This is a genomic window from Vibrio sp. NH-UV-68 (assembly GCF_042940635.1).
In the GTDB taxonomy this organism is placed as follows: domain Bacteria; phylum Pseudomonadota; class Gammaproteobacteria; order Enterobacterales; family Vibrionaceae; genus Vibrio; species Vibrio pacinii.
Genome location: NZ_CP134976.1, coordinates 304,443 through 326,550 on the forward strand (window position 1 = coordinate 304,443; position 22,108 = coordinate 326,550).

25 protein-coding genes are annotated in these 22,108 nt (G+C 45.3%); 19 read left to right on the plus strand and 6 right to left on the minus strand.

What is annotated here, in order from left to right; all coding sequences use genetic code 11:
* Window positions 1–32 precede the first annotated feature (32 nt).
* From ViNHUV68_RS15850 to ViNHUV68_RS15860, 3 genes are read left to right on the plus strand one after another with little or no spacing between them, the layout of a single operon-like run.
* The gene (locus ViNHUV68_RS15850) at window positions 33–404 is read left to right on the plus strand and encodes a GntR family transcriptional regulator (protein ID WP_038173432.1); all 372 of its coding nucleotides are present in this window, start codon (window positions 33–35) and stop codon (window positions 402–404) included.
* Window positions 401–1,270, plus strand: a complete 870-nt coding sequence (locus ViNHUV68_RS15855; RefSeq protein ID WP_391091498.1) for an ATP-binding cassette domain-containing protein — start codon at window positions 401–403, stop codon at window positions 1,268–1,270. The genes ViNHUV68_RS15850 and ViNHUV68_RS15855 overlap by 4 nt, the downstream gene beginning before the upstream one ends.
* Window positions 1,267–2,100, plus strand: coding sequence for a hypothetical protein (locus ViNHUV68_RS15860; protein ID WP_391091500.1), 834 nt, complete (start codon window positions 1,267–1,269; stop codon window positions 2,098–2,100). Before ViNHUV68_RS15855 ends, ViNHUV68_RS15860 begins: the two co-directional genes overlap by 4 nt.
* 76 nt (window positions 2,101–2,176) lie before the next feature.
* Here ViNHUV68_RS15860 and ViNHUV68_RS15865 read toward each other — a convergent pair whose 3' ends face one another.
* Window positions 2,177–2,329: a hypothetical protein gene (locus ViNHUV68_RS15865; RefSeq protein WP_169739001.1), complete on the minus strand. Its 153-nt coding sequence runs from the start codon at window positions 2,327–2,329 to the stop codon at window positions 2,177–2,179.
* 118 nt (window positions 2,330–2,447) lie between these two features.
* A complete protein-coding gene (locus ViNHUV68_RS15870; protein ID WP_038173434.1) occupies window positions 2,448–4,040 on the minus strand; it encodes a bacteriohemerythrin in 1,593 nt (530 codons plus the stop codon).
* Window positions 4,041–4,358: 318 nt separating this feature from the next.
* On the opposite strand from ViNHUV68_RS15870, the gene ViNHUV68_RS15875 reads away from it, so the two are divergent.
* From ViNHUV68_RS15875 to phnE (ViNHUV68_RS15905), 7 genes are all read left to right on the plus strand, one after another.
* A complete protein-coding gene (locus tag ViNHUV68_RS15875; RefSeq protein WP_391091849.1) occupies window positions 4,359–6,296 on the plus strand; it encodes an ATP-binding protein in 1,938 nt (645 codons plus the stop codon).
* Entirely contained in the window at window positions 6,296–7,654 is a 1,359-nt protein-coding gene (locus ViNHUV68_RS15880; RefSeq protein WP_391091502.1) for a sigma 54-interacting transcriptional regulator, read from the plus strand. The genes ViNHUV68_RS15875 and ViNHUV68_RS15880 overlap by 1 nt, the downstream gene beginning before the upstream one ends.
* Before the next feature lie 208 nt (window positions 7,655–7,862).
* Complete coding sequence (locus ViNHUV68_RS15885) at window positions 7,863–9,071, plus strand: glycerophosphodiester phosphodiesterase family protein (protein WP_391091504.1); 1,209 nt, start codon at window positions 7,863–7,865, stop codon at window positions 9,069–9,071.
* Window positions 9,072–9,308: 237 nt separating this feature from the next.
* Window positions 9,309–10,349 (plus strand): phosphate/phosphite/phosphonate ABC transporter substrate-binding protein, encoded by a 1,041-nt coding sequence (gene phnD, locus ViNHUV68_RS15890; protein ID WP_038173439.1) that lies wholly within the window; start codon window positions 9,309–9,311, stop codon window positions 10,347–10,349.
* 97 nt (window positions 10,350–10,446) lie between these two features.
* Window positions 10,447–11,232, plus strand: coding sequence for a phosphonate ABC transporter ATP-binding protein (phnC, locus tag ViNHUV68_RS15895; protein WP_391091506.1), 786 nt, complete (start codon window positions 10,447–10,449; stop codon window positions 11,230–11,232).
* Window positions 11,220–12,014, plus strand: coding sequence for a phosphonate ABC transporter, permease protein PhnE (phnE, locus tag ViNHUV68_RS15900; protein ID WP_038173441.1), 795 nt, complete (start codon window positions 11,220–11,222; stop codon window positions 12,012–12,014). Before phnC ends, phnE (ViNHUV68_RS15900) begins: the two co-directional genes overlap by 13 nt.
* Complete coding sequence (gene phnE / locus ViNHUV68_RS15905) at window positions 12,014–12,817, plus strand: phosphonate ABC transporter, permease protein PhnE (protein ID WP_391091508.1); 804 nt, start codon at window positions 12,014–12,016, stop codon at window positions 12,815–12,817. The genes phnE (ViNHUV68_RS15900) and phnE (ViNHUV68_RS15905) overlap by 1 nt, the downstream gene beginning before the upstream one ends.
* A gap of 87 nt (window positions 12,818–12,904) precedes the next feature.
* Here the strand turns inward: phnE (ViNHUV68_RS15905) and ViNHUV68_RS15910 are convergent, their stop codons facing one another.
* Window positions 12,905–13,687 carry an HAD-IIB family hydrolase gene (locus tag ViNHUV68_RS15910; RefSeq protein WP_391091510.1) on the minus strand — a complete coding sequence of 261 codons (783 nt, stop codon included), beginning with the start codon at window positions 13,685–13,687 and terminating at the stop codon, window positions 12,905–12,907.
* Window positions 13,688–13,861: 174 nt separating this feature from the next.
* Here ViNHUV68_RS15910 and ViNHUV68_RS15915 point away from each other — a divergent pair, with 174 nt between their 5' ends.
* Together ViNHUV68_RS15915 and ViNHUV68_RS15920 are read left to right on the plus strand one after the other, a co-directional pair.
* The gene (locus ViNHUV68_RS15915) at window positions 13,862–14,011 is read left to right on the plus strand and encodes a hypothetical protein (RefSeq protein ID WP_157631126.1); all 150 of its coding nucleotides are present in this window, start codon (window positions 13,862–13,864) and stop codon (window positions 14,009–14,011) included.
* Window positions 14,012–14,014: 3 nt separating this feature from the next.
* Window positions 14,015–15,112 carry an alkene reductase gene (locus ViNHUV68_RS15920; RefSeq protein ID WP_391091850.1) on the plus strand — a complete coding sequence of 366 codons (1,098 nt, stop codon included), beginning with the start codon at window positions 14,015–14,017 and terminating at the stop codon, window positions 15,110–15,112.
* 43 nt (window positions 15,113–15,155) lie between these two features.
* Here ViNHUV68_RS15920 and ViNHUV68_RS15925 read toward each other — a convergent pair whose 3' ends face one another.
* Window positions 15,156–15,701: a TetR family transcriptional regulator gene (locus ViNHUV68_RS15925; RefSeq protein WP_391091512.1), complete on the minus strand. Its 546-nt coding sequence runs from the start codon at window positions 15,699–15,701 to the stop codon at window positions 15,156–15,158.
* A gap of 98 nt (window positions 15,702–15,799) precedes the next feature.
* Between ViNHUV68_RS15925 and ViNHUV68_RS15930 the strand changes: the two genes are divergently transcribed.
* From ViNHUV68_RS15930 to ViNHUV68_RS15940, 3 genes are all read left to right on the plus strand, one after another.
* Complete coding sequence (locus ViNHUV68_RS15930; RefSeq protein WP_391091514.1) at window positions 15,800–16,255, plus strand: HPP family protein; 456 nt, start codon at window positions 15,800–15,802, stop codon at window positions 16,253–16,255.
* 75 nt (window positions 16,256–16,330) lie between these two features.
* Window positions 16,331–16,549 carry a DUF6500 family protein gene (locus ViNHUV68_RS15935; RefSeq protein WP_391091516.1) on the plus strand — a complete coding sequence of 73 codons (219 nt, stop codon included), beginning with the start codon at window positions 16,331–16,333 and terminating at the stop codon, window positions 16,547–16,549.
* Window positions 16,550–16,637: 88 nt separating this feature from the next.
* On the plus strand, window positions 16,638–17,369 hold the full coding sequence (locus tag ViNHUV68_RS15940; protein WP_038173449.1) for an RNA methyltransferase: 732 nt from the start codon (window positions 16,638–16,640) through the stop codon (window positions 17,367–17,369).
* A gap of 132 nt (window positions 17,370–17,501) precedes the next feature.
* Here the strand turns inward: ViNHUV68_RS15940 and ViNHUV68_RS15945 are convergent, their stop codons facing one another.
* Window positions 17,502–17,834 (minus strand): hypothetical protein, encoded by a 333-nt coding sequence (locus ViNHUV68_RS15945; protein ID WP_038173450.1) that lies wholly within the window; start codon window positions 17,832–17,834, stop codon window positions 17,502–17,504.
* Between the two features lie 167 nt (window positions 17,835–18,001).
* Here ViNHUV68_RS15945 and ViNHUV68_RS15950 point away from each other — a divergent pair, with 167 nt between their 5' ends.
* Together ViNHUV68_RS15950 and ViNHUV68_RS15955 are read left to right on the plus strand one after the other, a co-directional pair.
* On the plus strand, window positions 18,002–18,529 hold the full coding sequence (locus ViNHUV68_RS15950; RefSeq protein ID WP_391091851.1) for a DUF2975 domain-containing protein: 528 nt from the start codon (window positions 18,002–18,004) through the stop codon (window positions 18,527–18,529).
* A gap of 11 nt (window positions 18,530–18,540) precedes the next feature.
* A complete protein-coding gene (locus ViNHUV68_RS15955; RefSeq protein WP_038173452.1) occupies window positions 18,541–18,762 on the plus strand; it encodes a helix-turn-helix transcriptional regulator in 222 nt (73 codons plus the stop codon).
* Between the two features lie 68 nt (window positions 18,763–18,830).
* Here ViNHUV68_RS15955 and ViNHUV68_RS15960 read toward each other — a convergent pair whose 3' ends face one another.
* Window positions 18,831–19,178 (minus strand): rhodanese-like domain-containing protein, encoded by a 348-nt coding sequence (locus ViNHUV68_RS15960; RefSeq protein WP_038173454.1) that lies wholly within the window; start codon window positions 19,176–19,178, stop codon window positions 18,831–18,833.
* 199 nt (window positions 19,179–19,377) lie between these two features.
* Here ViNHUV68_RS15960 and ViNHUV68_RS15965 point away from each other — a divergent pair, with 199 nt between their 5' ends.
* The gene (locus tag ViNHUV68_RS15965; RefSeq protein ID WP_391091518.1) at window positions 19,378–19,878 is read left to right on the plus strand and encodes a molybdopterin-dependent oxidoreductase; all 501 of its coding nucleotides are present in this window, start codon (window positions 19,378–19,380) and stop codon (window positions 19,876–19,878) included.
* On the plus strand, window positions 19,871–21,994 hold the full coding sequence (locus tag ViNHUV68_RS15970) for an ATP-binding protein (RefSeq protein ID WP_391091520.1): 2,124 nt from the start codon (window positions 19,871–19,873) through the stop codon (window positions 21,992–21,994). The genes ViNHUV68_RS15965 and ViNHUV68_RS15970 overlap by 8 nt, the downstream gene beginning before the upstream one ends.
* Window positions 21,995–22,108: the final 114 nt, after the last annotated feature.

The window sequence follows — 22,108 nt, forward strand, 5'->3', positions numbered from 1 at the left end:
AACACCAACTCGAAATCAATAGGGTATCGACCATGACAGATTGGAACGAAACACAGCCTATATTTCGTCAACTTGCTGACAGGATCATCGAGCAAATTTTGCAAGGTGTGTGGCAAGAAGGTCAGGCGTTACCGTCAGTTCGATCGGTCGCGGCAGATATGAAAATTAATCATCTTACCGTGATGAAAGGTTATCAACTGCTGGTCGACGAAGGATTGGTTGAAAAGAAACGAGGCCAAGGGATGTTCGTTGCACTGGGCGCATTAACTCAACTTAAAGCGACACAGAAGCAAGCGTTTATTGAGCAACAAATTCCATCGATAGCGAAGAAGTTGCAACAACTGGACATTCCATTAGACGAATTTATTGTGCAGTTAAAGCAGCACGTTGAGGGTGAATCATGAGTGTATTAATTGATGTTAGGCAGGTTTCTAAGCAGTATTCTGGCGGCTCTAAACAGCAAAGAGAAGCGCTAAAAGACATCAGTTTTGAATTGAAAGCGGGGCAAGTGCTTGGCTTACTCGGACATAACGGCGCTGGCAAGTCGACTTTAATCAAGAGTTTGCTTGGTGCCCACCACTATCAAGGTGAGATCAGCGTACTTGGGCTCGAACCAGTGACGCAGCGAGCGAAAGTGATGCAGCATCTTGCTTATATTTCGGATGTTAATGTGTTGCCCGAGTGGATGACCGTTCAGCAGTTGTTGCGTTATACCTCTGGGGTACACCCGAGCTTTGACGTCAACAAAGCTAAGTCTGTGCTAGAGAAAACCGATATCAGGCTGAATAGCAAAATTAAGTCGTTATCCAAAGGGATGAAAGTTCAACTCCATTTAGCCATAGTGATTTCAACCGATACTAAGGTTCTGATTCTTGATGAGCCGACCCTCGGCCTTGACTTGGTCTATCGCGATACCTTTTATCGCCATCTGCTTGAGTGGTTCCATGATGGTGAGCGTGCCTTGATCATTGCCAGCCACGAGGTGTCGGAAATTGAACACCTGTTAACTGATGTGTTGATTCTGAAGCATGGTCAGGTTGTGTTACAGTCCGACATGGACAGCTTGGCGCAAGACTATGTGGTAGTAGAAACCAGTGATGATCATCATGCTGGGATTGAAGCTTTAAAGCCTCTGTCTCGCGAGCGAGGGCTTGGTAGTACACGTTGGCTGTTACATGCTGCCCAGATCGATCAGCTTGATGGCATCAACAAAATTTACAATGTAAAACTGGCGGATCTGTTCTTAGCGCTGCAAAAGGAGGCAGTATGATGAATGCCCATGTGTCTATGCTGGAAAAAGAGTGGTTAGAGCACAAAATAATTACCCGAGCCCCTTTGGGATTGCTGGTTTGTGGCGTGTTACTGCTGCTCGCGGTGCTAATGAATTCGACCATTCAAAGTAATGTCACCTACGAGTTAACCTACGATGTTGACGGAATGGGATCGGGTTTTGAGTTGGGCCAGCAGCTTAGTCAAATGGTGTTTGGCTTTACTGGGTTGCTGTCTATCATGTTAACCACGCTTTATTTCCCCAAAACACTGCGTAAAGAGCGCCAAGAGGGCAGCGTGATGTTTTGGCGCAGTATGCCAGTGTCTGACTTAACAACTCATTCGATTAAACTGGTGTTTGGCTTGCTGGTGACCCCAGTCATTTGCTCGATACTCGTGATCAGCGCGGATCTATTGATGTGGTTAGTTAATGTGATGATGGCGCAGAAATTCCCACTGTTTTTCACTGGTGAATCAATTCTCTACGTGTTGACGCATTGGGTCGAATTTATAGGCAGAATGTGGTTAGTTGGTGTAGTCCTTGCGCCCGTGGCGATGCTGGCGATGGCAATTTCACAAAAGGTTCATTCGCCACTCTTGGTTATGCTGATAGGTTTTTATGTGATCAAGTTGTTTTCAGATAGTCTGCTAGGGACCTCTGTCGTCGGTGACTTTCTTATCGAGGTCACTATGTTGCCGTTAGACGTGCTTCTGGCCGATAACCCATTCATCGCGATTAGTAATATTGGTTTGATTAGCCTTGTGGTGTATTTCTTACTTGGAGCGATCGGACTACTGGCGAGCTTGAAATTAAGCCGCGTTGTCGATTAGACGATAACCAACAAAAAAGGTAGCGAGATCGCTCGCTACCTTTTTAATCAAGTGACAAATTTAATCAAGTGACAAATTAAGCTTTCTTTAGATCTTTTGCAGGGTAAGTGAGTTGCATACCGTCTACTTTGACGTGGACATAGTTACCGCCGCCGCTTAAGCCAGTGACGACCATTTTACCTAAATCAACGCCTTTTGTTGCGACAACAATATCATCGATTGCAAACATGGTTGCTCCTCCTTATGAACAGATTCAACGGATTTTTCGGAGCGGATTAAAGCAATAACGATGTGTCTTGACCAATCAAGTTTTTTATTGACATGACAAAAAAATCTCATGGCAAGGCTTAGTTTAACTGGTTATCTTTAAAGCTTTGTACGTAAGCTTTATCTTCTTTCATGATGTGCTGCACAAGCCAGTTTTTCAAAAAGGCCATCAGCTCGTCGCCAATCTCTTCACCTTTTTCTACTCGAGCTTGAAAGTCCAGTACTTGCTTGACGAGACTATGATGCTTATCGATGTGTTGTTGAGTTTGTTTATAGTCAATTTGCTCGAACAAGATCTCTTCGTATTTAAAGTGGTTGGCTGTATAGTCAATTAAACCTTGTACGACTCGCTTAATCGAAGCTAAGCCATAGTTGTGGTTGAGTAAGTGGTACAACTCGTTGATGAGATGCACCAAGGTTTGATGTTGGCGATTGATCTCATCCAGACCAATATCCAGTTGGCTGTTCCACTCCATCAGTTTGTCTCGTTTGGCTTCCTCTGCTTCTATTTGCTTGCTGTCTGTGGCAAAGCGGTGCAGTAATGAATCTATCTCACCTGATAAGTTGCGCACGGTAATGCTGGCAATCAACGTTTCTTGAGTGGCACGGACGTTGTTCTCGGATTCGCTCGCAATCAACTGCAAGCATTCATCTAAGCTCAATGTTTGACCCAATTGTTGTTCCGATGAAGTGGCGATCTGCTGACCATATTGGCGTACTTGATCGATTTGAAGGTCGAGCTCTGCAAAGGTATGTTCAGCGGTAGAGGCTATCTCTAATGATTTGGTCATGCTCGATTTATTTTCTTGCATGGTATTCATGACATCATCAGTCTTGGCTTGTAGGTTGGATATTTTACCGCGTATCTCTTCGGTGGCTTGCTGAGTTCGCATGGCTAAAGAGCGAACCTCATCAGCGACCACGGCAAAGCCTCGTCCTTGCTCACCTGCTCGAGCACTTTCGATCGCAGCGTTTAGAGCCAACAGGTTGGTTTGTTCAGCAATGCTACTAATGGTCTCCATCACTTGGCTAATTTGCGCGGTCTCTTCCATCAGAGATTGGAAGTGTTGATTGGAATTATCAATATGTTGATTGGCGGTATCTAGGGCCTGTTCAAGCGCACGCATATCTTGAGTGCCTTGATCGGCTTTGGCTTTGGCTTGATTGGCTAAGGTCGCGGTTGACTCACAGTAGTCTGAGACATTCTTAGTGATGTCAGACAGTTGGCTAATGATCTCTTTGGCAGTATCAACATCGCGTTTTTGTCCGATCGCGCCTTTTTTTGATAACGCGGAGTCTTCTTGCACAGTGTCAGCGACTTCGACCAGTCGCGCCGTCGATTTTCTTAATGCGTGGACGGTGCGCGAAATGTCTTCGCCGATGCGATTAAAGGTCTTGAGTAAAGGATCATTGACTGGCGCTTGCCCGCTAATGCGCACAGTGAGATCACCTTCAGAGAGATACTTAGCCGTGCTGCTTAATTTACTCAATAAGCCGTTCATCGAATGAATCAGTATCACAATAATAAGGTGATACAGCACTAATAAAGTAATCCAGCCCCACCATTGTTGAACTAACAGCTGATAGGCGATAGGTGAAATCAGTACCGTTAACAATAATGACCACTGCACAGAGGAAAGTTGATTCAGCTTCGCCAGTACCGTTGTAAACATAATCCTGCTCCCTAGTGGATAATCAGTATATTGCCCCATTAAAGATAGACCAACGGCCTAATTTGAATTGAACTTATTGTGCGAATATTGAACCAACTCGTGCTTAACACGAAATGCGTCTATTTGGCGAACCATCGTGGCCTCGAAAGTGTTGTTGAATCCAACCCGCTGCACAGCGACGATTTCTAACCATCTATGCCACAGATCTGCCATTTACACCTTTATTAATAAAATGTAGTGATGTTTCATTGGTGTTGTTAATTAATTGCTACTTAAAGTCGCATGGCGTTGAGTTGATAGGAACGTTCAGTGAATCAAATGGTTAGTCAAGAGCTCGAGATGGCGCATCTACCACCCCCTAACTCGTACCGAGGTCGCTTTAAATGGCGAGGTATCGAAGTGCGTCTTGGTTTAGCGTTGGCCTTGTTATCATTGACGACGTTATTACTGGCTCTGTTTAGTTCAACCACGTACGACAAATTGGAATTTGCGTTGGTGGAGTTGAAAGAGAAAGATATCGCCTCTCTTGAGCAAGCCGCTAGGCTCAACGACATGGTTCGACTGGTGATTACGGACTCTTCGCAATTGATCGATGCAGAATCAAATTTACAGCGTAACGAGGCCATGCAGCGGATTGAGCAAAGCATTGGGGTGATGAAGCAAGTGCTGGTGCATTTTCCCACCTACCACGCCTATTTTAAAGATTTGATCATGCAGGTGAATAACAGCTTAAGTTTGCTACATCAAAGCAGTGAGGAGTCGCGTAAGCTGAACAATGAGTTACGCAATTTGCTTGAAGGTTTCTATCCGTTGTTACAGCAAGTGAGTGAAGAGCTTAATTTTTTGCCCGATGAGCAAAAATCGCGTTTGCAATATAGCCAGCTAAAGGCATTGCTGTTTTATCAGCTTGGCTTGGTCGAAAAGCTCTACAACGATGGCAGCTTTAATGAGCTTGACTACACCACCTACCGATTAGAACAGCTTGGTCAAGAGTGGTTTAGTTTGTGGCTTGCCAGCGGGTTAGCTGAATCGCTCCCCGCATTAGACGAGAAACTGTCGGTCATCTATACCTTGGCTTCGCGTTCAAGCAAACTCGTCACGCTCAAAAATCAAGCGCTTGAGCACCATTATCAACAAGAATATTTTCTACAAAACAGCCGTGAATATTTGCATCAGCTTTCAGTGCAGATCGAGCGCAACACAGCAGATGTCAATTTAGAAATCGATGCTTCGATTGAAAAGATCCAACACTCTCTGGCTTCAAATCGAACCTTCTCACTGGTTTTGTCGGTATTTAGCTTATTGGCGGCAGCCGCGATTGCGTGGTTTTATGTTCGTAAGAATATCCTCGAGCGGCTGCTGACTTTACGCGATGACATGTTTGCCATTTCAACAGGCCACCTCGACACTCGTATCGAATTAAAAGGTCATGATGAAATCACTCAAATGGCCAAGTCACTGCAAGTCTTTCAGGCAACCGCACAGGTCGTAAAAAAAACCAATCAAAGACTCGAGGCTGAGGTTGAAGAGCGCAGAGCGGCGGAAGAGAAACTGCGTGTCACGCAAGATGAGTTGATTCAAGCCGGAAAGTTGGCCGCACTTGGGCAATTGAGCGTCGGTATAACTCATGAAATTAATCAGCCTTTGACCGCGATCAGCAGTCATGCGCGCAGTGCGCAAAAATGGCTCGAACAGCATCGCCCTGATAAAGCGACCCACAATCTACAGAAAATAGAAACGCTTTTGGGTAAAGTCGCCGCCTTGACCCGACACCTGAAAGCGTTCTCACGCAAAAGTGACGGTAAAGTTTCATCGGTATCAGTGATGCCTGTAGTTAACGATGCGATTGAACTGTTTGCCAATAGTTCGGTACCGATTTTGCTCGACTGCCACCTCACGCCTTATGAAGCAGTAAAAGCGAACCCGATTCGTTTAGAGCAAGTGTTGGTCAACTTAATCAGCAACGCGATAGATGCGGTCGCCGAGAACGTAGAGCCACTGATCGTGGTGTCAGTTAAGCGTGACGACGAAAAGGTGCTCATCGCGGTCAAAGACAACGGTAAGGGCATTCTTGCGCAAGATATTCCTCATATATTTGATCCCTTTTATACCCGAAAAGAGGTAGGCAAAGGCTTAGGGCTTGGGCTGTCTATTGCTTTTAACATTATTAAAGACTTTGGTGGCTCGATACGAGTCTCTTCGCAGCCCCAACATGGCAGCGAGTTTGTCGTCCACTTAGAACAAGGCGAAAAGTAATGACAATCGAAAAACAGATTACCTTAATTGATGATGAATTAGACGTGGTTGAAGCGGTAAGTGAGCTATTAGAGCTTGAAGGCTTTGAGGTCACTGGATTCACGGATCCTAAGCTTGGTCTTAAATCATTAACGCCCAACAGTCAGCAAGTGGTGTTGTGTGATGTCCGCATGCCACAGCTTGATGGCTTGGCGATGTTGGATGCCATTCAAAGCCGCGCACCACGCTGTGAAGTGGTACTAATGAGCGGACATGGTGACATTCCGATGGCGATAGAAGCGATGAAGTTAGGCGCGTTTGATTTTATCGAAAAACCGCTTCAAAGCGATGAACTGCTTGAAAAGCTTAACCTTGCCAACACACATATTCAACACGCAGAAGAGCGTGGTAGCACGATTTCGACACTGCCGATTGAACAGGTTCTGATTGGCGTGTCGCCGCAAATGGAAATGATTCGGACACAAGTGCTCGCACTCGCACGAACGGGCGTTGATACCATCATTAATGGTGAAACCGGAACAGGGAAAGAAGTGGTGGCGTATTCGTTGCATCAGTACTCTCCGCGCCGCGATAGGCCGTTTGTGGCCATCAACTGTGGTGGTATGACGGAGAGCATTATCGAAAGTGAGCTGTTTGGCCACGAGGCAGGCTCGTTTACCAGTGCCAACAAAAAGCGTATTGGCAAAATCGAGCAAGCACATGGTGGTACGCTGTTTCTTGATGAAATCGAAAGTATGCCCATTGCGGTGCAGATTAAGCTGTTGCGGGTGATCCAAGAAAGGGTGATCGAACGCGTCGGAGGCAATAGTTTAATCCCGGTCGATATTGTCATTATCGCAGCCAGTAAAGCCGATTTATCCGAGCTTAGTCAACGAGGTGAGTTCCGCGCTGATCTGTTTTATCGTTTAAATATCGCCAGCTTAAACCTTCCTCCTTTACGTCAGCGTAAAGAGGATATTCAGTCACTGTTTCGCCATTTTGTGGTCCAGGCCAGTCAAAAATATAAAACCCGCGCTTCGACCCTCTATGCCGAGCAAATCCAACAGCTGTGCCGACACGATTGGCCAGGCAACGTACGAGAGTTACGAAATGTCGCTGATCGTTTTGTATTGGGGATTGTTGGTGAAGGGTTTGATTTACAGGCGCCGTCTACGTTAGGCAGTGAGAGTTTCGCCTTCGAGCAACAAATGGAGCAATACGAGCGCAATGTACTCACTGAAGCGTTGATCGAAACCGCAGGCAATATCAATGAAGTTTCTGAGCGACTTAATCTGCCACGCAAAACGTTGTACCGCAAGATGAAAAAACATCAGCTCGATAAGGAAAGCTTTAAAGCTCATAGCCGCGTAGAACTCTAGACATAAATGACCCATGCTATCTGGTTTGGGTTGGTGTTTTCTTTATCTACTTGAAATTTAATGGAAAAAATGTTGGCATGGCGCGTGCAACTCAGATGACAACTCTGATAAAAAACAACCATTATTTAATCGTCTGTAAAACAATTGAAATGTGTTGAGTTCAGAGTCTTGTTATCCAAAACACATCATTTGCTGCAAGGAGAAACCAATGAAGCAAATCGTCACGAGTAGTATCGCGCTCTTATTAGGTGTCAGTTCAGTTGCTATGGCAGGCAATGAACCGGCGCAAGTCGGCCCACGTCCACTTTATTTAGTCAGTGACATGGAAAACAGTCCGCTCAAAACCAAGCTTGAAAGCTGCAGTAGCGGCCCCTTCCATCGTAGTGACTTCTCTATTGGTCACCGTGGCGCTGCGATGCAGTTTCCTGAGCATACTAAAGAATCTTATCTAGCTGCGATTGCTATGGGTGCAGGCGTACTTGAGTGTGACGTTACGTTTACTAAAGATAAGCAGTTGGTTTGTCGCCATTCACAAAGTGATTTGCATACGACCACCGATGTGCTTGCGTACCCAGAACTGGCGAAGAAGTGTACGGTTCCGTTCAAGCCAGCCAACCCAGACACTGGTGAAGATGCTCAAGTTGAGTGTCGTACCTCTGACTTTACCTTAGCCGAGTTTAGAACGTTAAAGGGCAAGATGGATGGTGCTAACCCGAAAGCGACCACGGTTGAAGAGTATATGCAAGGCACGCCAGGTTGGCGTACCGATCTCTACTCCCAAACGGGGACCTTGATGACTCACGCTGAGAGTGCCGCGTTATTTAAGCAGTACGGTGTTAAAGTCACGCCAGAGCTTAAATCGGCGGCGGTTGAAATGCCGTACCAAGGTTTCACTCAGCAAGACTATGCGCAAAAGCTGATTGATGAACTCAAACAAGCCGGTTTCACGCCTGATGAGGCATACGTTCAGTCGTTTAATCTTGATGACGTAAAGTACTGGATTAACAATGAGCCGAAATTTGGCAAACAAGCGGTGTATCTTGATGATCGTATGTACGAGCAGCAAGACTTTGTCGCCTCCCTCGAGAATATGAAAGATCTACACAAGCAGGGGGTTAACATTATCGCTCCTCCTCTCTACGCCCTGATTGAACTCGATGGCAACAAGATAGTTGAATCCAATTACGCTAAGCTCGCCAAGCAAGCCGATCTTGACATTATTGCTTGGACGCTAGAACGTTCAGGGCCTTTAGCGCAAGGTGGCGGTTGGTATTATCAATCGGTAACCGAGCAAATCAAACGTGATGGCGACATGATGAAAGTGCTTGATGTACTGGCAAAAGAGGTCGGTGTAATAGGTGTATTCAGTGATTGGCCATCAACAGTGACGTACTATGCAAACTGTATGGACATTTAAGTTTTAAACGACGTCAATAAGCAACTGAAAGGGCCGCAAGGTCCTTTTTTTGTCTTTATTTTCATAGGACACAAATGACTCAAGTTTGACTAGATTGGTAGGACAAAAATGACCCAAATAAAAGCGACCTAGAATGAGTGATTGTTAACTTATTGAATAATATGTTCTTTTAATCTGGCACGCCGCCTGCAATAGGGAAGGGGAATATCAACAATAACGTGAATGTAAGGTTCTAATATGAAAAACAGTGTAAAAGGATTGTTAATCGCTGGGTCTTTGTTGCTGCCAACCCTTTCGATGGCAAGTGAATGTGCTAACCGTGGTGTTCTTGACGATAGATATTGTGATGAGAACCAAGACCTAGTGGCCGATGCACCGAAACAGGCGTCTGAATGGATTGATCCAAGCACCTTAGTGTTTACTTATACTCCGGTTGAAGATCCGGCACTCTACAAAGATGCTTTCGCGGATTTTCAAGCGCACCTGAGTAAAATCACCGGTAAAAAAGTCATCTATTACACTGTTCACTCTAATTCGGCACAAGTAGAAGCGATGCGTTCTGGCCGACTGCACGTGGCTGGTTTCTCTACAGGCCCAACGGGTTACGCCGTGAACCTTGCTGGCTATGTACCAATCGCGGTGAAAGGTGATGAATCTGGCTTCCAAGGTTATAACTTGGTTACGATTGTACGTAAAGATAGTGGCATCAATGAGATGGCGGATCTAAAAGGTAAGAAAGTGGCGCATACGTCAGCTTCGTCAAACTCAGGTAATCTTGCCCCGCGCGCTCTATTTCCAGCTCAAGGCCTAGTGCCAGACGAAGACTACAAAGTGCTCTACTCAGGTAAACATGACCAGTCGATCTTGGGAGTGTTTAATGGCGATTACGACGCTGCACCTGTTGCTTCTGATGTCTATGATCGAATGGTTGCTGCAGGTCGTGTTGACGATTCAGAGCTAAAGATCATCTACCGTAGCCCACGTTTCCCCACTTCTGCTTTTGGCTACGCTTATAACCTCAAACCTGAGTTAGCTGACAAGATCAATCAAGCCTTCTTTAGTTACCGATTCACTCCAGAAATGAGTGAGGCATTTAAAGGTGCAGACCGTTTCTCTCCGATCACTTATAAAGAAGATTGGTCTGTGATTCGTGATATTGCCCATGCCACAGGTACCGCTTACACCAAAACGGGTTTGAAAAAGCTCGCCGAGAAAGACGCTGCTAAGCGCGCAAAGAAAAAAGCCGCAGAGCTAGCAAAACAAGCCACCGCGCAATAATTATTCTCCAATAACGTCAATAGTACGGTGCCTTGTGTGTAGGGCGCAGGGCACTGTACACCTCAAATAGACCAAGAAAAAAACAAGGAAAAGTAGTATGGCCGTAGCAAGCTGTGACAGCGCAAAGTATGACGGAATCAAGATTAATAACCTGTTTCATCAATATGTGGCGGGCAAGCCAATCCTTAAAGGCATCGATATTGATGTCGACCAGCCGGGCATTATCGCCATTATTGGTCCGTCGGGCACAGGGAAAAGTACCTTATTGCGCTGTATCAATCGTCTCAACGATCCAACCAGTGGTGAAATTCTTTTTCAGGGCGTCGATCTCACTAAATTGCAAGGCCAAGCGCTGCGTAATCAACGTCGTCATATTGGGATGGTGTTCCAAGAGTACAACTTAGTCGAACGTTTAACCGTGATTGAAAATGTCCTGTGTGGTCGTTTGGGTTATATGTCGTCGTGGAATGCGTGGCGTCGTAATTACTCGAAGCAAGATCTAACTAAAGCGTTTGAATTACTTGAATTCGTTGGTCTACAAGATTTTGCTAACCAGCGCGCCGATAGTCTCTCGGGCGGTCAGCGCCAGCGTGTTGGTATTGCTCGCGCTGTCATGCAAGACCCGTATATTTTGCTGGCGGATGAGCCTACTTCATCACTTGACCCAAAAACCGCAGTAGAAATTATGGAGTTGATGGAAACGTTCGCCAAAGAGAAACAGATTCCAGTTCTGGTCAACATTCATGATGTCAATCTCGCTAAGCGTTTCGCTAATCGTATTATTGGGATGTGTAACGGCAATGTACATTATGACGGCAGCCCAGAAGGCATCAGCGAAGACGACCTTAAAGTTATCTATGGAGGTGAGTCATGGCTGGATTAAACGCACCATCAGCAAGTGTCGAAAACCCGTTCAAAGCATCATGGGCAAGCCGTATGGGCGTGGTTGCTGTTATAGGCTACTTGATCTATAGCTTCACGACTCTTAACCTCAGCTTTGAGCGTCTAATCATCGGTTTTGGTGAAAGTGAGCGCCTACTTGCTCGCATGTTCCCACCCGATTTTTCTCGTTCGAGTTTATTGCTGAGCGGTTTGGCTGAAAGTCTGCAAATTGCCATTATCTCGAGCTTTGTTGGCATTGTGATTTCGCTGTTTCTTGGCCTATTGGCGGCGCGCAATATGATGCCCGGCATTGTTTCCACGCCTGTGCGTGCATTTATTGCCCTGTGCCGTTCGTTCCACCCTGTCATCATTGCAATTTTGTTTGTTAAAGCGGTCGGCTTTGGGGCGCTGGCGGGGATACTCACGTTAGTGTTCGCTTCGATCGGATTCATTGCCAAGCTGTTTGCCGAAGCTATCGAAGAAATTTCGTTTAAACAAGTTGAGGCGATTCGTGCGACCGGAGCCAGTTTCCTTAGTGTGATTTTGTTTGCGGTAATGCCGCAGGTCTTCACACGTTTTATCGGCTTCTCTAGTTATCAGCTTGATTCAAATTTACGAAATTCGACCATGGTCGGTATTGTCGGTGCTGGCGGTTTAGGCGGCACCCTATTTTCGGCTTTTCAGCGCTTCGATTACGATTTTGTCGCAGCAATTTTGCTGACCATTATTGCCCTGATTCTAGTTGGCGAGTTTTTGTCTAATGTAGTAAGGAGAATCTTCTAATGACGACTGCTTCGATTGATAAAGAATGGCACCGCTTTACTTTTAATGAACGCCTTGCCAGGTTCGCCGCTTACTTGTGTTTTGTTGCTGCGATTGTGTGGTCTTGGCAAACGGTAGAGATCATTCCTGAATTCTTGTATGACGCGCCTGCGCAGTTTGCCGATATGTTTAGTCGCATGGTGCCGCTTGATTACGCTTTTTACCCTGAAACCATTCACGCAGCGCTGATTGAAACCTTGCATATTGCGACGTTAGGGACGTTATTTAGCTTATTGATGGCGATTCCTTTGGCGTTGTTAAATGCGCCGAATATTATGCCAAGTAAAACGCTGAACTGGATAGCGCAGGTGTTTCTGGTTTCATCACGCTCGGTGAACTCTTTGGTATGGGCGCTGTTGTTTATTGCTCTATTTGGCCCAGGAGTGCTGGCCGGAATCATGGCCATTGCAGTGCGAAGTGTCGGTTTTGTTGGCAAATTGCTGGCCGAAGCGATTGCTGAGGTCAATATGGGCACGATTGAAGCACTTAAAGCCACGGGGGCATCGTGGGGCAGTGTTTTATTCAAAGGCTATTGGCCACAGGTTATCCCTGCGTTTTTCTCGATTGTTCTGTTTCGTTGGGATATCAACGTACGGGAGTCAGCGGTTCTTGGCTTAGTGGGTGCGGGGGGTATTGGTGTGGTGCTCAATGATGCGCAAAACTTATTCGAATGGCAAAAAGTAGCGATGGTGCTCTTGAGTATTTTTGCGGTGGTGTTATTAGCAGAAGCACTGGTTGTGCAAGTACGCAAAAAATTGATTTAAGCTTCCTTCCAAGCGAAGAAACGGCCAAGCGCCGTTTCTTTTTCTTGATTAAGAGTGTGAGGTATTGATGGTGGCTTGTTATCGAAGTTATGCTTGCTTTAAAGCCAATAACGCGTCAGCAAACTCAGCAAATCCATAACCGCCACACTGGTTCATGACCACACTAGGTTTGTGGTCGAGTTTATGCCAATAGTGTTCGATGTTTTTGACCCCGGCCGTTAGTGGTAAAGACTCAAACATTTGTTGGTCATTGAGCGAATCTCCGACGTAACAGCACTGGGTGAGAATGTCTTGGTGTGATAAGCCTTGAGCACGCAAAAACTCAACACTACTGACACGCTTTGAATGATCGCCATACCAAGCATTGATGTGAATGGAACTTGCGGTTGCATGAGCACCAAGAGCGTGAATGTGAGCAACGATTTGATCGATGATTTCGCTGTTGAGAGGCGGTCGATTTTGGCCGATATCGATAGCAACCTCACACAGTCGGTACGCTTGATCTAAGGTGAGGTTCACTTCGACAAAGCGAGTCAAAATCATGTCTATTTGTTGTTTGAGTTTCGCTTGGCTTGCGCGCATCTCGTCTAGTGGTACTGAGGACGTAAGCGTAATGCCGGGCGTTTTTTTCTCTAGGCAAAAGGCACCATTTTCACCCAAAACAGCGTCGACTGGCCACAACTGGGCGATATGATCGCACCAACCTGCACACGCGCCCGTTACGGCGACAACCTTAATGCCATTTTGCTGCAGTTTGTTCAACGCCAACAGCGTTTCTGGTGGTAGTTTGCCCTGCCAAGTCAATGTGTCATCAACATCGGTTAACACCCACTTTATCGGTTTCCATGCCTTTGTCAGCGTCATTTCCATGCTCGGTTTTTTCTAATCAATCGGCTAACCAGTATACCATGGGGACTGACGCTCGGTGATTGCACAGCGTTGAATTGAGACCGCCGCCAATATTCTCTGAGCGGACGAAAATGATAACAATTTATTATCGAATCTATAAAAAACCATAATTTCACTACTAGTCAGTCAGGCGTTATGTTAGCTGCACGATGTAACACAGTGCCATTGGTGGCAGAAGGTAAGATTGATACCAACACTACCATGGTGCGAGCCCGATTGCGTTTATCTTCCGAGCCTGATGGCAATCAGATGAGTGGATTCAAGCAAGCAAATGATGAGGAATAAATGATGAAAGATGCACTATTTCAGCCGATTAAATTAGGTAAGCTTGAACTAAAAAACCGTATTGTTATGCCACCAATGACACGCTCTCGTGCCACTCAGCCGGGTAATTGCGCCAACGACATGATGGCGGCTTACTACGCCCAACGTGCAAGCGCAGGTTTAATCGTCGCCGAAGGCACGCAGATTTCGCCGTTAGGTCAAGGGTACGCGTGGACACCTGGTATCTATTCTGAAGAGCAAATTGCTGGTTGGAAAAAAGTTACCGATGCCGTGCATGCCAAGCAAGGCACTATTTTTGCGCAATTGTGGCATGTAGGGCGAGTTACGCACCCTGATAATACCGGTGGCGAGCGACCGATTTCATCTTCGGCACTGAAAGCGCAGAACGTCAAAGTATTTGTCGACAATGGCCAACAAGAGCCCGGCTTTGTCGATGTGGTTGAACCGCGTGAAATGAGCAAGCAAGATATCCAAGAGGTGATCGAGCAATACCGCCAAGCTGCGCTTAATGCGATTGAAGCTGGGTTTGATGGGGTTGAGTTGCATGCCGCGAATGGGTATTTGATCAACCAGTTCATTGACTCAGAAGCGAACAACCGCACTGATGAATACGGCGGCTCGATTGAAAATCGTCTGCGCTTTTTGGCTCAAGTCGTAGCAGCGATGACCGATGCTATTGGCGCTGATCGCGTTGGTGTGCGCCTGGCTCCATTCACGTCACTCAATGGTACGGTTGATAAAACGCCAGTAGAGACGTACACAGCGGCCGCAGCACTGCTCAATAAACTCAATGTCGTTTATCTGCATATTGCTGAAGTCGATTGGGATGATGCACCAGAGACGCCGATAGAGTTTAAGCAAGCGATTCGACAAGCTTATCAGGGCACGATCATTTATGCCGGACGTTACGACAGTGATAAAGCGGCTCAAGCGATTAATGACGGTCTCGCGGATATGATCGGTTTTGGTCGTCCGTTTATTGCTAACCCGGATTTGCCTAATCGGATTAAACACGATTACCCATTGGCAACGCACGATCCCGCCACACTGTTTGGTGGAGCAGAGCAAGGGCTGGTGGACTACCCTGAATATCAGGTGTAACGACGCTGAGTGATTGTAGCGCCTCATTGTTGAGGCGCTTTTTTTATAACCGAGTTAATATTTTTATTGCGTTGTCGGTGATCGATGTAGTTTGGCCTGTCATGTAAGCGGTCGTGATCGCGCCTTCTTTCATCAGGCAAACCGCATCAAGTAGGTAAGGCTTTTGGCCACAGAGTTTCGCTGCAATGAGCTTGCGTACCTCGTCTTTGTGATAAGCGCAATATTGGGCAATATCACTATCGTGGTCACTAAATTCTGCTGAGGTATTGATAAAAAAACAGCCTCTGAAATTGCCAAGCTCGGCCTCTTGGCCTGCAAACCAACCGCCTAATCCAGTGAATAGCTTTTCTATCACGTCGTGATCTGATTTTGTCTCTGCTAATCGCGAATCTAACCATGCCATAAACCGTTGATGACGTTGCGTAAGTGCGGCAACGATTAACGCTTCTTTGCTAGCAAAATGGCTGTAGAGCGTGCGTTTTGCTACGCCTGAAGTTTTAATTATCTCATTGATACCAATAGTTTTTACGCCATGATGATAAAAGAGATCCAACGCCGTATCTATCAGTAGTTGCCGTTTTTTGCTCATGTTTTTCCCTCATCATTGCGACATATCTTGACAAAAGTAGACCGACTTGTCTATCTTGTTTTGTGTAGACAGAGTGGTCTACTTTTTTGGAGGTGTGCATGAATAATAAAATGTTGGCGTTGGTGGCGGGCTTTGGCGCCGCGCTTGCTATTGGTTTACTCTCAATAGTCGAAGCGAGCTTACACGATGTAGCGCTGCTAATGGCGCCATTTGGTGCGACGGCGGTATTGGTGTTTGGTGTGCCAGATAGCCCGCTAGCTCAAGCTAAAAATGTCATTGTCGGTCATATGATTACTGCATTGATTGGCGTGGTGTTTGTTGAGTTCTTTTCGGTTTCGCCCTTATCGCTTGCCGCAGGAACGGGATTGGGCGTTAGTGTGATGCTGCTGACAAAAACGACTCATCCGCCAGCAGGAGCCAACCCGATTCTGATTATGCTTGCTGGCCAGAGTTGGAGTTTTTTGATTTCTCCAGTGCTGATTGGGGCGGTTACGATCGTCTTGGTCGGAAAAAGTCTACGAATTATCCAGTCGCGTTATGTACAAAGCTACTGACGGCGATAATCTTGAATGGTGATTGAGTAAAAAACGCGCTACTGTCTTGATTTACAGTGCAAATTAGGAAAGACAATGCGCGATTCACTACGAGAAAAAATCCTGAAGGTGTGTCAAAAGAAAATTGAACAAAAGGGAGACAACGTCGGCGTCTCTTTTTACGCTTTTTTCGCCAATAAGAATGATGATCCCAAATTACTTATGGAAGCGGCAAGCTGGTGGATTGAGACCCATCAACTGGATCACTTCGAAAAGGCCGTCAAAATAATCGATTTGGTTCAATCTGGGCGGTAGTTCTATGTTTGTGCCTCTTTAGCTCTGAGGGGCTTTACTCTATAATTGCCGCGCTTTAATTTGCCAGCCCTCATACCGTGGACATATTATGATTTCGAAAAACCAACTCAAATTACTTCGTGCTTTAGGCCAAAAGAAACAGCGTAAGGCGCAGGGTTTATTCTTGGTCCAAGGCGAGAAAAACGTTCTTGAGCTGGTGAATAGTACCCTCACGGTAAAGCAACTTTTTGCCACCGCAGAATTTTTAGCCGAGCACCGCCCATTGCTTCACTTTGAGTGTATTGAAGCGTCTTTGGATGAGTTGACCAAAGCCAGTACGTTAGTTAGCAACAATGCGGCGATTGCCGTGGTGGAAATACCTCAGGTTGAAGTGCCAAAAGCGCAAGGTTTGATGATTGCATTGGATGGGGTTTCTGACCCTGGTAATTTAGGTACCATTATTCGTGTTGCAGATTGGTATGGCATTAAGCATATAGTCGCCAGTACCGACTGTGCCGACCCGTATAACCCGAAAACGATCAGCGCTACCATGGGCAGCTTTGGCCGAGTGACGGTCAGTCAGTTGGATTTACCCGCTTATCTGCAGCAGTCAGATCTACCGGTTTACGGGGCGTTCCTTGAAGGTGAAAGCGTACATAAAACGCAATTTGCTGCTGAAGGTATCTTGTTGATGGGGAGTGAGTCTCATGGTGTTCGTCAATCAGCGGCTCAATATGTCACCGATAAAATTACCATTCCAGCCTTTGGTGGCGCAGAGTCTCTTAATGTCGCGATGGCGACCGGGATCATTCTCGACAATATGCGTCGTCAAAACGGCTAATCGTGTCTTGGGTGTGCTCGCACCTGAGCTCTGTGATGCATCAGTGATGAGTGTTCCTACTTCTACCGCTTTTTAAAAAGGGCTGATGTTTTGGCATCAACCCTTTGACACTTCTCTACTTATATCTTGCGGTTACTCAAAATCGTAACTGAAGCCAAATCCGACACTTCCATCACTGCCAGATTTCGTATAAGTACGTAACTTGTCATTTGGATAGTGCGTCTCATAGCAGTCCGTCTTGACGTGAGTTGGAATACCCGATCCAGAAAACGGGCGACTACTAATGCGATCACAGTCTTTTTCATTATGCCAATTTGGTGTGCTATTGAAATGATCGGCGCGTGGCTGAATGGGTAAGTTGTGCAGTTTATGCTGTTGTTCTAATGAATGAATAAACAGATCGCTCGCTAAAGCGCTACTGGAAAACAAACTGATCAGGGCTACCACTAGTGGACGGTTTATCACGGCTTAAACCTCTTTGATATTGAATGATTGGACAGGAATTGATAGCTAAACTAAATCTATCGAAAATAAAATGCAATAAAAACTTATCGTAAAACGATAAATTATTATTGTTTGTTTTAAGGGTAATGGTTATGATGATGGCCAATCTAGTACTGTTTGAGGTCTTTATGTCACACTCATCAATCAGCGGCTTTAGCCGTAAGTTATTGGCTCTTTTTTGGTTTTCGCTGATATTTGTCGCTGTGTTAAATACATCGTTTTGGTTTGGTGCCACCTTGTTTGATGCCGAGTGGTTTAATGCTACTTTTCCGGTTGAGGTCACTTTGCCACTAACCGTGACTCGCGCTTTGGTCGGTTTTGTGCCGAGTATGCTATCGACCTTGCTAACCATGGCGATGTTGTGGCAACTTATCGTGTTATTTCGCCTGTATGAGAAAGGCGCTATCTTCGAGCGTCAAAATGCTCTTTGCTACAAAAAGTTGAGTTACCTGTTGATTGCAACCCCGTTTGTTGAAGTGATTCAAGACGTGCTTTTGAGTCTCGCCTTATCGTACAATGGTGATCAGTGGTACTTCTCGCTTGAAGTCAATGATGCGGATATCACCATGATGATCATAGGTTTGGTTGTCAGAGTGATTGCTGTTGTAATGGAAAGAGCAGCAGAGCTTAGAGAAGAGAGTGAGCTGACAGTTTAAATGGAAGATCAATGGCTATTGTTATAAATCTTGATGTGATGCTAGCAAAACGGAAGATGCGTTCAAATGAGCTCGCTAAAAAGATTGGCATCACTGAGCAAAACCTATCGATTTTGAAAAATGGTCGTGCTAAAGCCGTTAAGCTTGCGACCCTAGAAGCGATATGTGAGCATTTAGATTGCCAACCAGGAGACCTGTTGGAATACGTCCCTGAATCAGAATGTGTTCAGTAGTCGCCTCACACTGTAGGGAAAGCCAGAGTTAATTTCTGGCTTTTTTTATTCAATTAGGCCAATCAAAGCTATGGCTTAGTTTTAAGCAATTCGTTGAGACCACCGGCATTATGCAGATTGCTAAAGCCTTGAGCTTTAAGATACCGATACGCTTGTTCTGAGCGATTACCGCTGCGGCAATACAACACAATTGCGGTACTTTTTTCAATAGTAGCGAAGTGCTGTTCGAGTTCTGATAGTGGGTAGTTAATGGCGCTGTCTAAATGTCCGTGATTAAACTCTGATGGGGTTCTTACATCTACGACTATGGCACCTTGATCTATCCATTGCCAACCCTTCTCAGCGCGCTCAGAAGCAAAGGCAGAGCTCGTCACCAGCGTTAGCGCTGTAATAACAAGCATCATAAATTTTCTCATAATGGCTCCTTTGTGGTGATTGCTTTGTGATAATTGCTTTGTGGTGAGTAGTATGGTGGCAGTTTTCCCGCCGGTGAAATTGATAGCTTACCTCTGCTATCGAATGATTTTTTAACTCCTACTTTCTTATGTCTATACTTTTATTAACTTAACACTTTGTTGTGATAACAGAGTTGTGAATTTAATAATAGGCAATGACATGATAAAAAAGACTTTAATCACCTTTGTGGCGATATGGCTTTTCACTCCTGTGGCAGCTTTTGCGTTATCAAGTCCAACAGAAGACACCTTGTTGTGGGTCTCCGGTAATATTAACCAATCAAACTCAAACTCTGGCGTTGAGTTCGATGAGCCGATGCTATCTCAACTTGAGATGGGGGTAATTCGAACCAATAATCATGTCGTTGAAGATATTGTTGAGTATAAAGGGCCATACTTGGCAAGTTTATTGGACAAGGTGGGGGCGCAAGGAGAGTCGGTCAAAGTCATAGCATGGGATGACTATATGGTTTCTATTCCGATAAGCGATATCAAAAAGTATCAAGTGATACTGGCGACGCATGAAAATGGCCAAAAAATGACGTTAGATGATAAAGGGCCGTTCTTTGTTGTCTTTCCGTTTAGTGACTTTCCTGAACTTAGAAACGATTTTTACTACAGCTTGTCGGTGTGGCAAGTGAGGGAAATTGTGGTTGAGTAGTGATAAGCAACAAGCTCGCTGGGCTCAAAAGGGGTCGTTTGTCGCGATAGTGATCACTATCTGTGCTGTGATCTTGGTGATGATTGCTTATTTCTCTTATTCGATAACCGAGATCCGTAACATCGCGCCTCAGCCCTATGTCACCATTGTGAATAATAACCTTGGAGTCAAAGTAAAGCTGTTAACAATCAAAAGTGAAATGCTCAGCTATAAGGCAGCCCCTTCCAGTCAGTCATTGGCACAATTGAAGTTTAAATCACGCATTTATAAGTCGAGTATTTTACAAGACTTTCGTTCGACTAGAACCATAAAAGTCCATGAACAATATGGTGAAGTAAAACGGCTCGCGGTACTTGTCGCTGAGCTGGAAAGCACATTTACGCGTATTGATGCGATTACGCTCGATAATGAATCTCTGCTCAATAATACCTTAATCCAGTTAGATGGTCTTTATGACCGTTTTAACGCCTACTTGTCCAATTTTGTCTCCGAAGTGCAAAAAAATCAGATGCAGTTTGTGCTGCAAAAAGAGAGCCTACACAACAGTCAGTATGTCTATTTAGCGGTTATTTTGGTTTGCGCTTTATTGATGGTGGGCGTGATCTCTTGGATGTATCTCGATCAACGAAGACTGAGTTTTAACCTTAAACGGCAGACGCGAGAGATGGAAGAGGCCAAAAGCCTTGCTGAACAAAGCGCCACGACAAAAGCCCGTTTCCTTGCCAATATGTCGCATGAGATGCGTACCCCACTTAATGCCATTATTGGCCTGAGTCAGAAAGAATATTATCTTTCATCAGATGAGCAGACACGAAATTTCACCGCTTTAATCAATAGTTCAGGTAAGCACTTACTTAAGTTGATTAATAGCGTATTGGATATCAGCAAAATAGAACAAGGTAGGGCGAAGCTAGAGATAGAAACCTTTGCCATTAGCGAATTGATTACGGCTGCAAAAACGATTTTCGTTGAGATGACTAAACAACAAGTTGAAGTGCTGTTCACCACTGATTTGGTCGACGATGTTCAGATCAAAGCCGATCAAACTAAATTGCTGCAGGTCATCAATAACATTAGTTACAACGCGGTGAAATTCACGAGTCAAGGTTTGGTTGAGATTCATCTCTCCCTGAGTGAGTTCAACTTACTTAGTATCAGGATTAAAGATACAGGGATTGGAATGACTGAAGAGCAGCTCGATAAGGTATTTGACGAGTTTACCCAAGCGGATGATTCAATTACCCGAGAATATGGAGGTAGTGGCTTAGGTCTATCAATTTGTCGCTCATTGGTGCAGTTGATGAACGGAGAAATGACGGTAACCAGTGAACCTCAACAAGGCACAGAGTTCATCATTAACATTCCGGTTGAGGTGGTTGAGCGTCAAGCCATTGTGGATGAACATATTAAGTCGCTAGGCGTTAGAGTGGTGGCGCATAACATCAACGTGCAGAAAGCCATTTCGTCCGAGTTAACCCAACTTGGCCTGTTTGATCCTGATGGCCAGCTAACGGTTTACTACCACAGTGATGAAGCTGTGCTTGAGGCTGGGCTGGCATTGGCCTCTCGTCAGCAAGATGATCAAGTGTTAGTGATTGCCGATGTTCAAACGACGTTGCCCGAACGGCAGCTTTTATTCAAACTCAATAAACCTTATGACCAATTTAGCTTGATTGCTTCGTTGGTCGCGATGCGCGGTACGTCGTCGCCTAGTATGGCGAGCCCGTTATTTCAAATCGATCCGAACTTGAAAGTACTGTTGGTTGAAGATATGCGGGTTAATCAACTGGTCGCGACCAAGATGTTATCTACCCTTGGAGTACATTGGCAAACGGTCAACAATGGTCAAGAATGTTTACAACGACTCAAAGATGAGCGGTTCGATATTATCTTTATGGACATTCAAATGCCTGTCATGGATGGTTTACAAGCCTTGGCTCATATACAACAACAGTCGCTTGCCCCTGAATCGGTCATCATCGCTTTGACTGCCAATACCTTTGACAGTGACGTACAGCGCTACTTGGAACAAGGCTTTGTTGACGTGTTAGCTAAGCCATTTCAACTAGAGTCGATGGAGAAAATGCTCAATAAATACCAACCTGCATCCGCGTGACAAGCCTCATCCTCTCTTTCTTCAAAATGAATTATTAAGTGTGATCTAAGTATCATTTGGTCCTTTTGTTGATTATTAATCAATCAATAACTACCTTTTTATTATCGGTCTTAA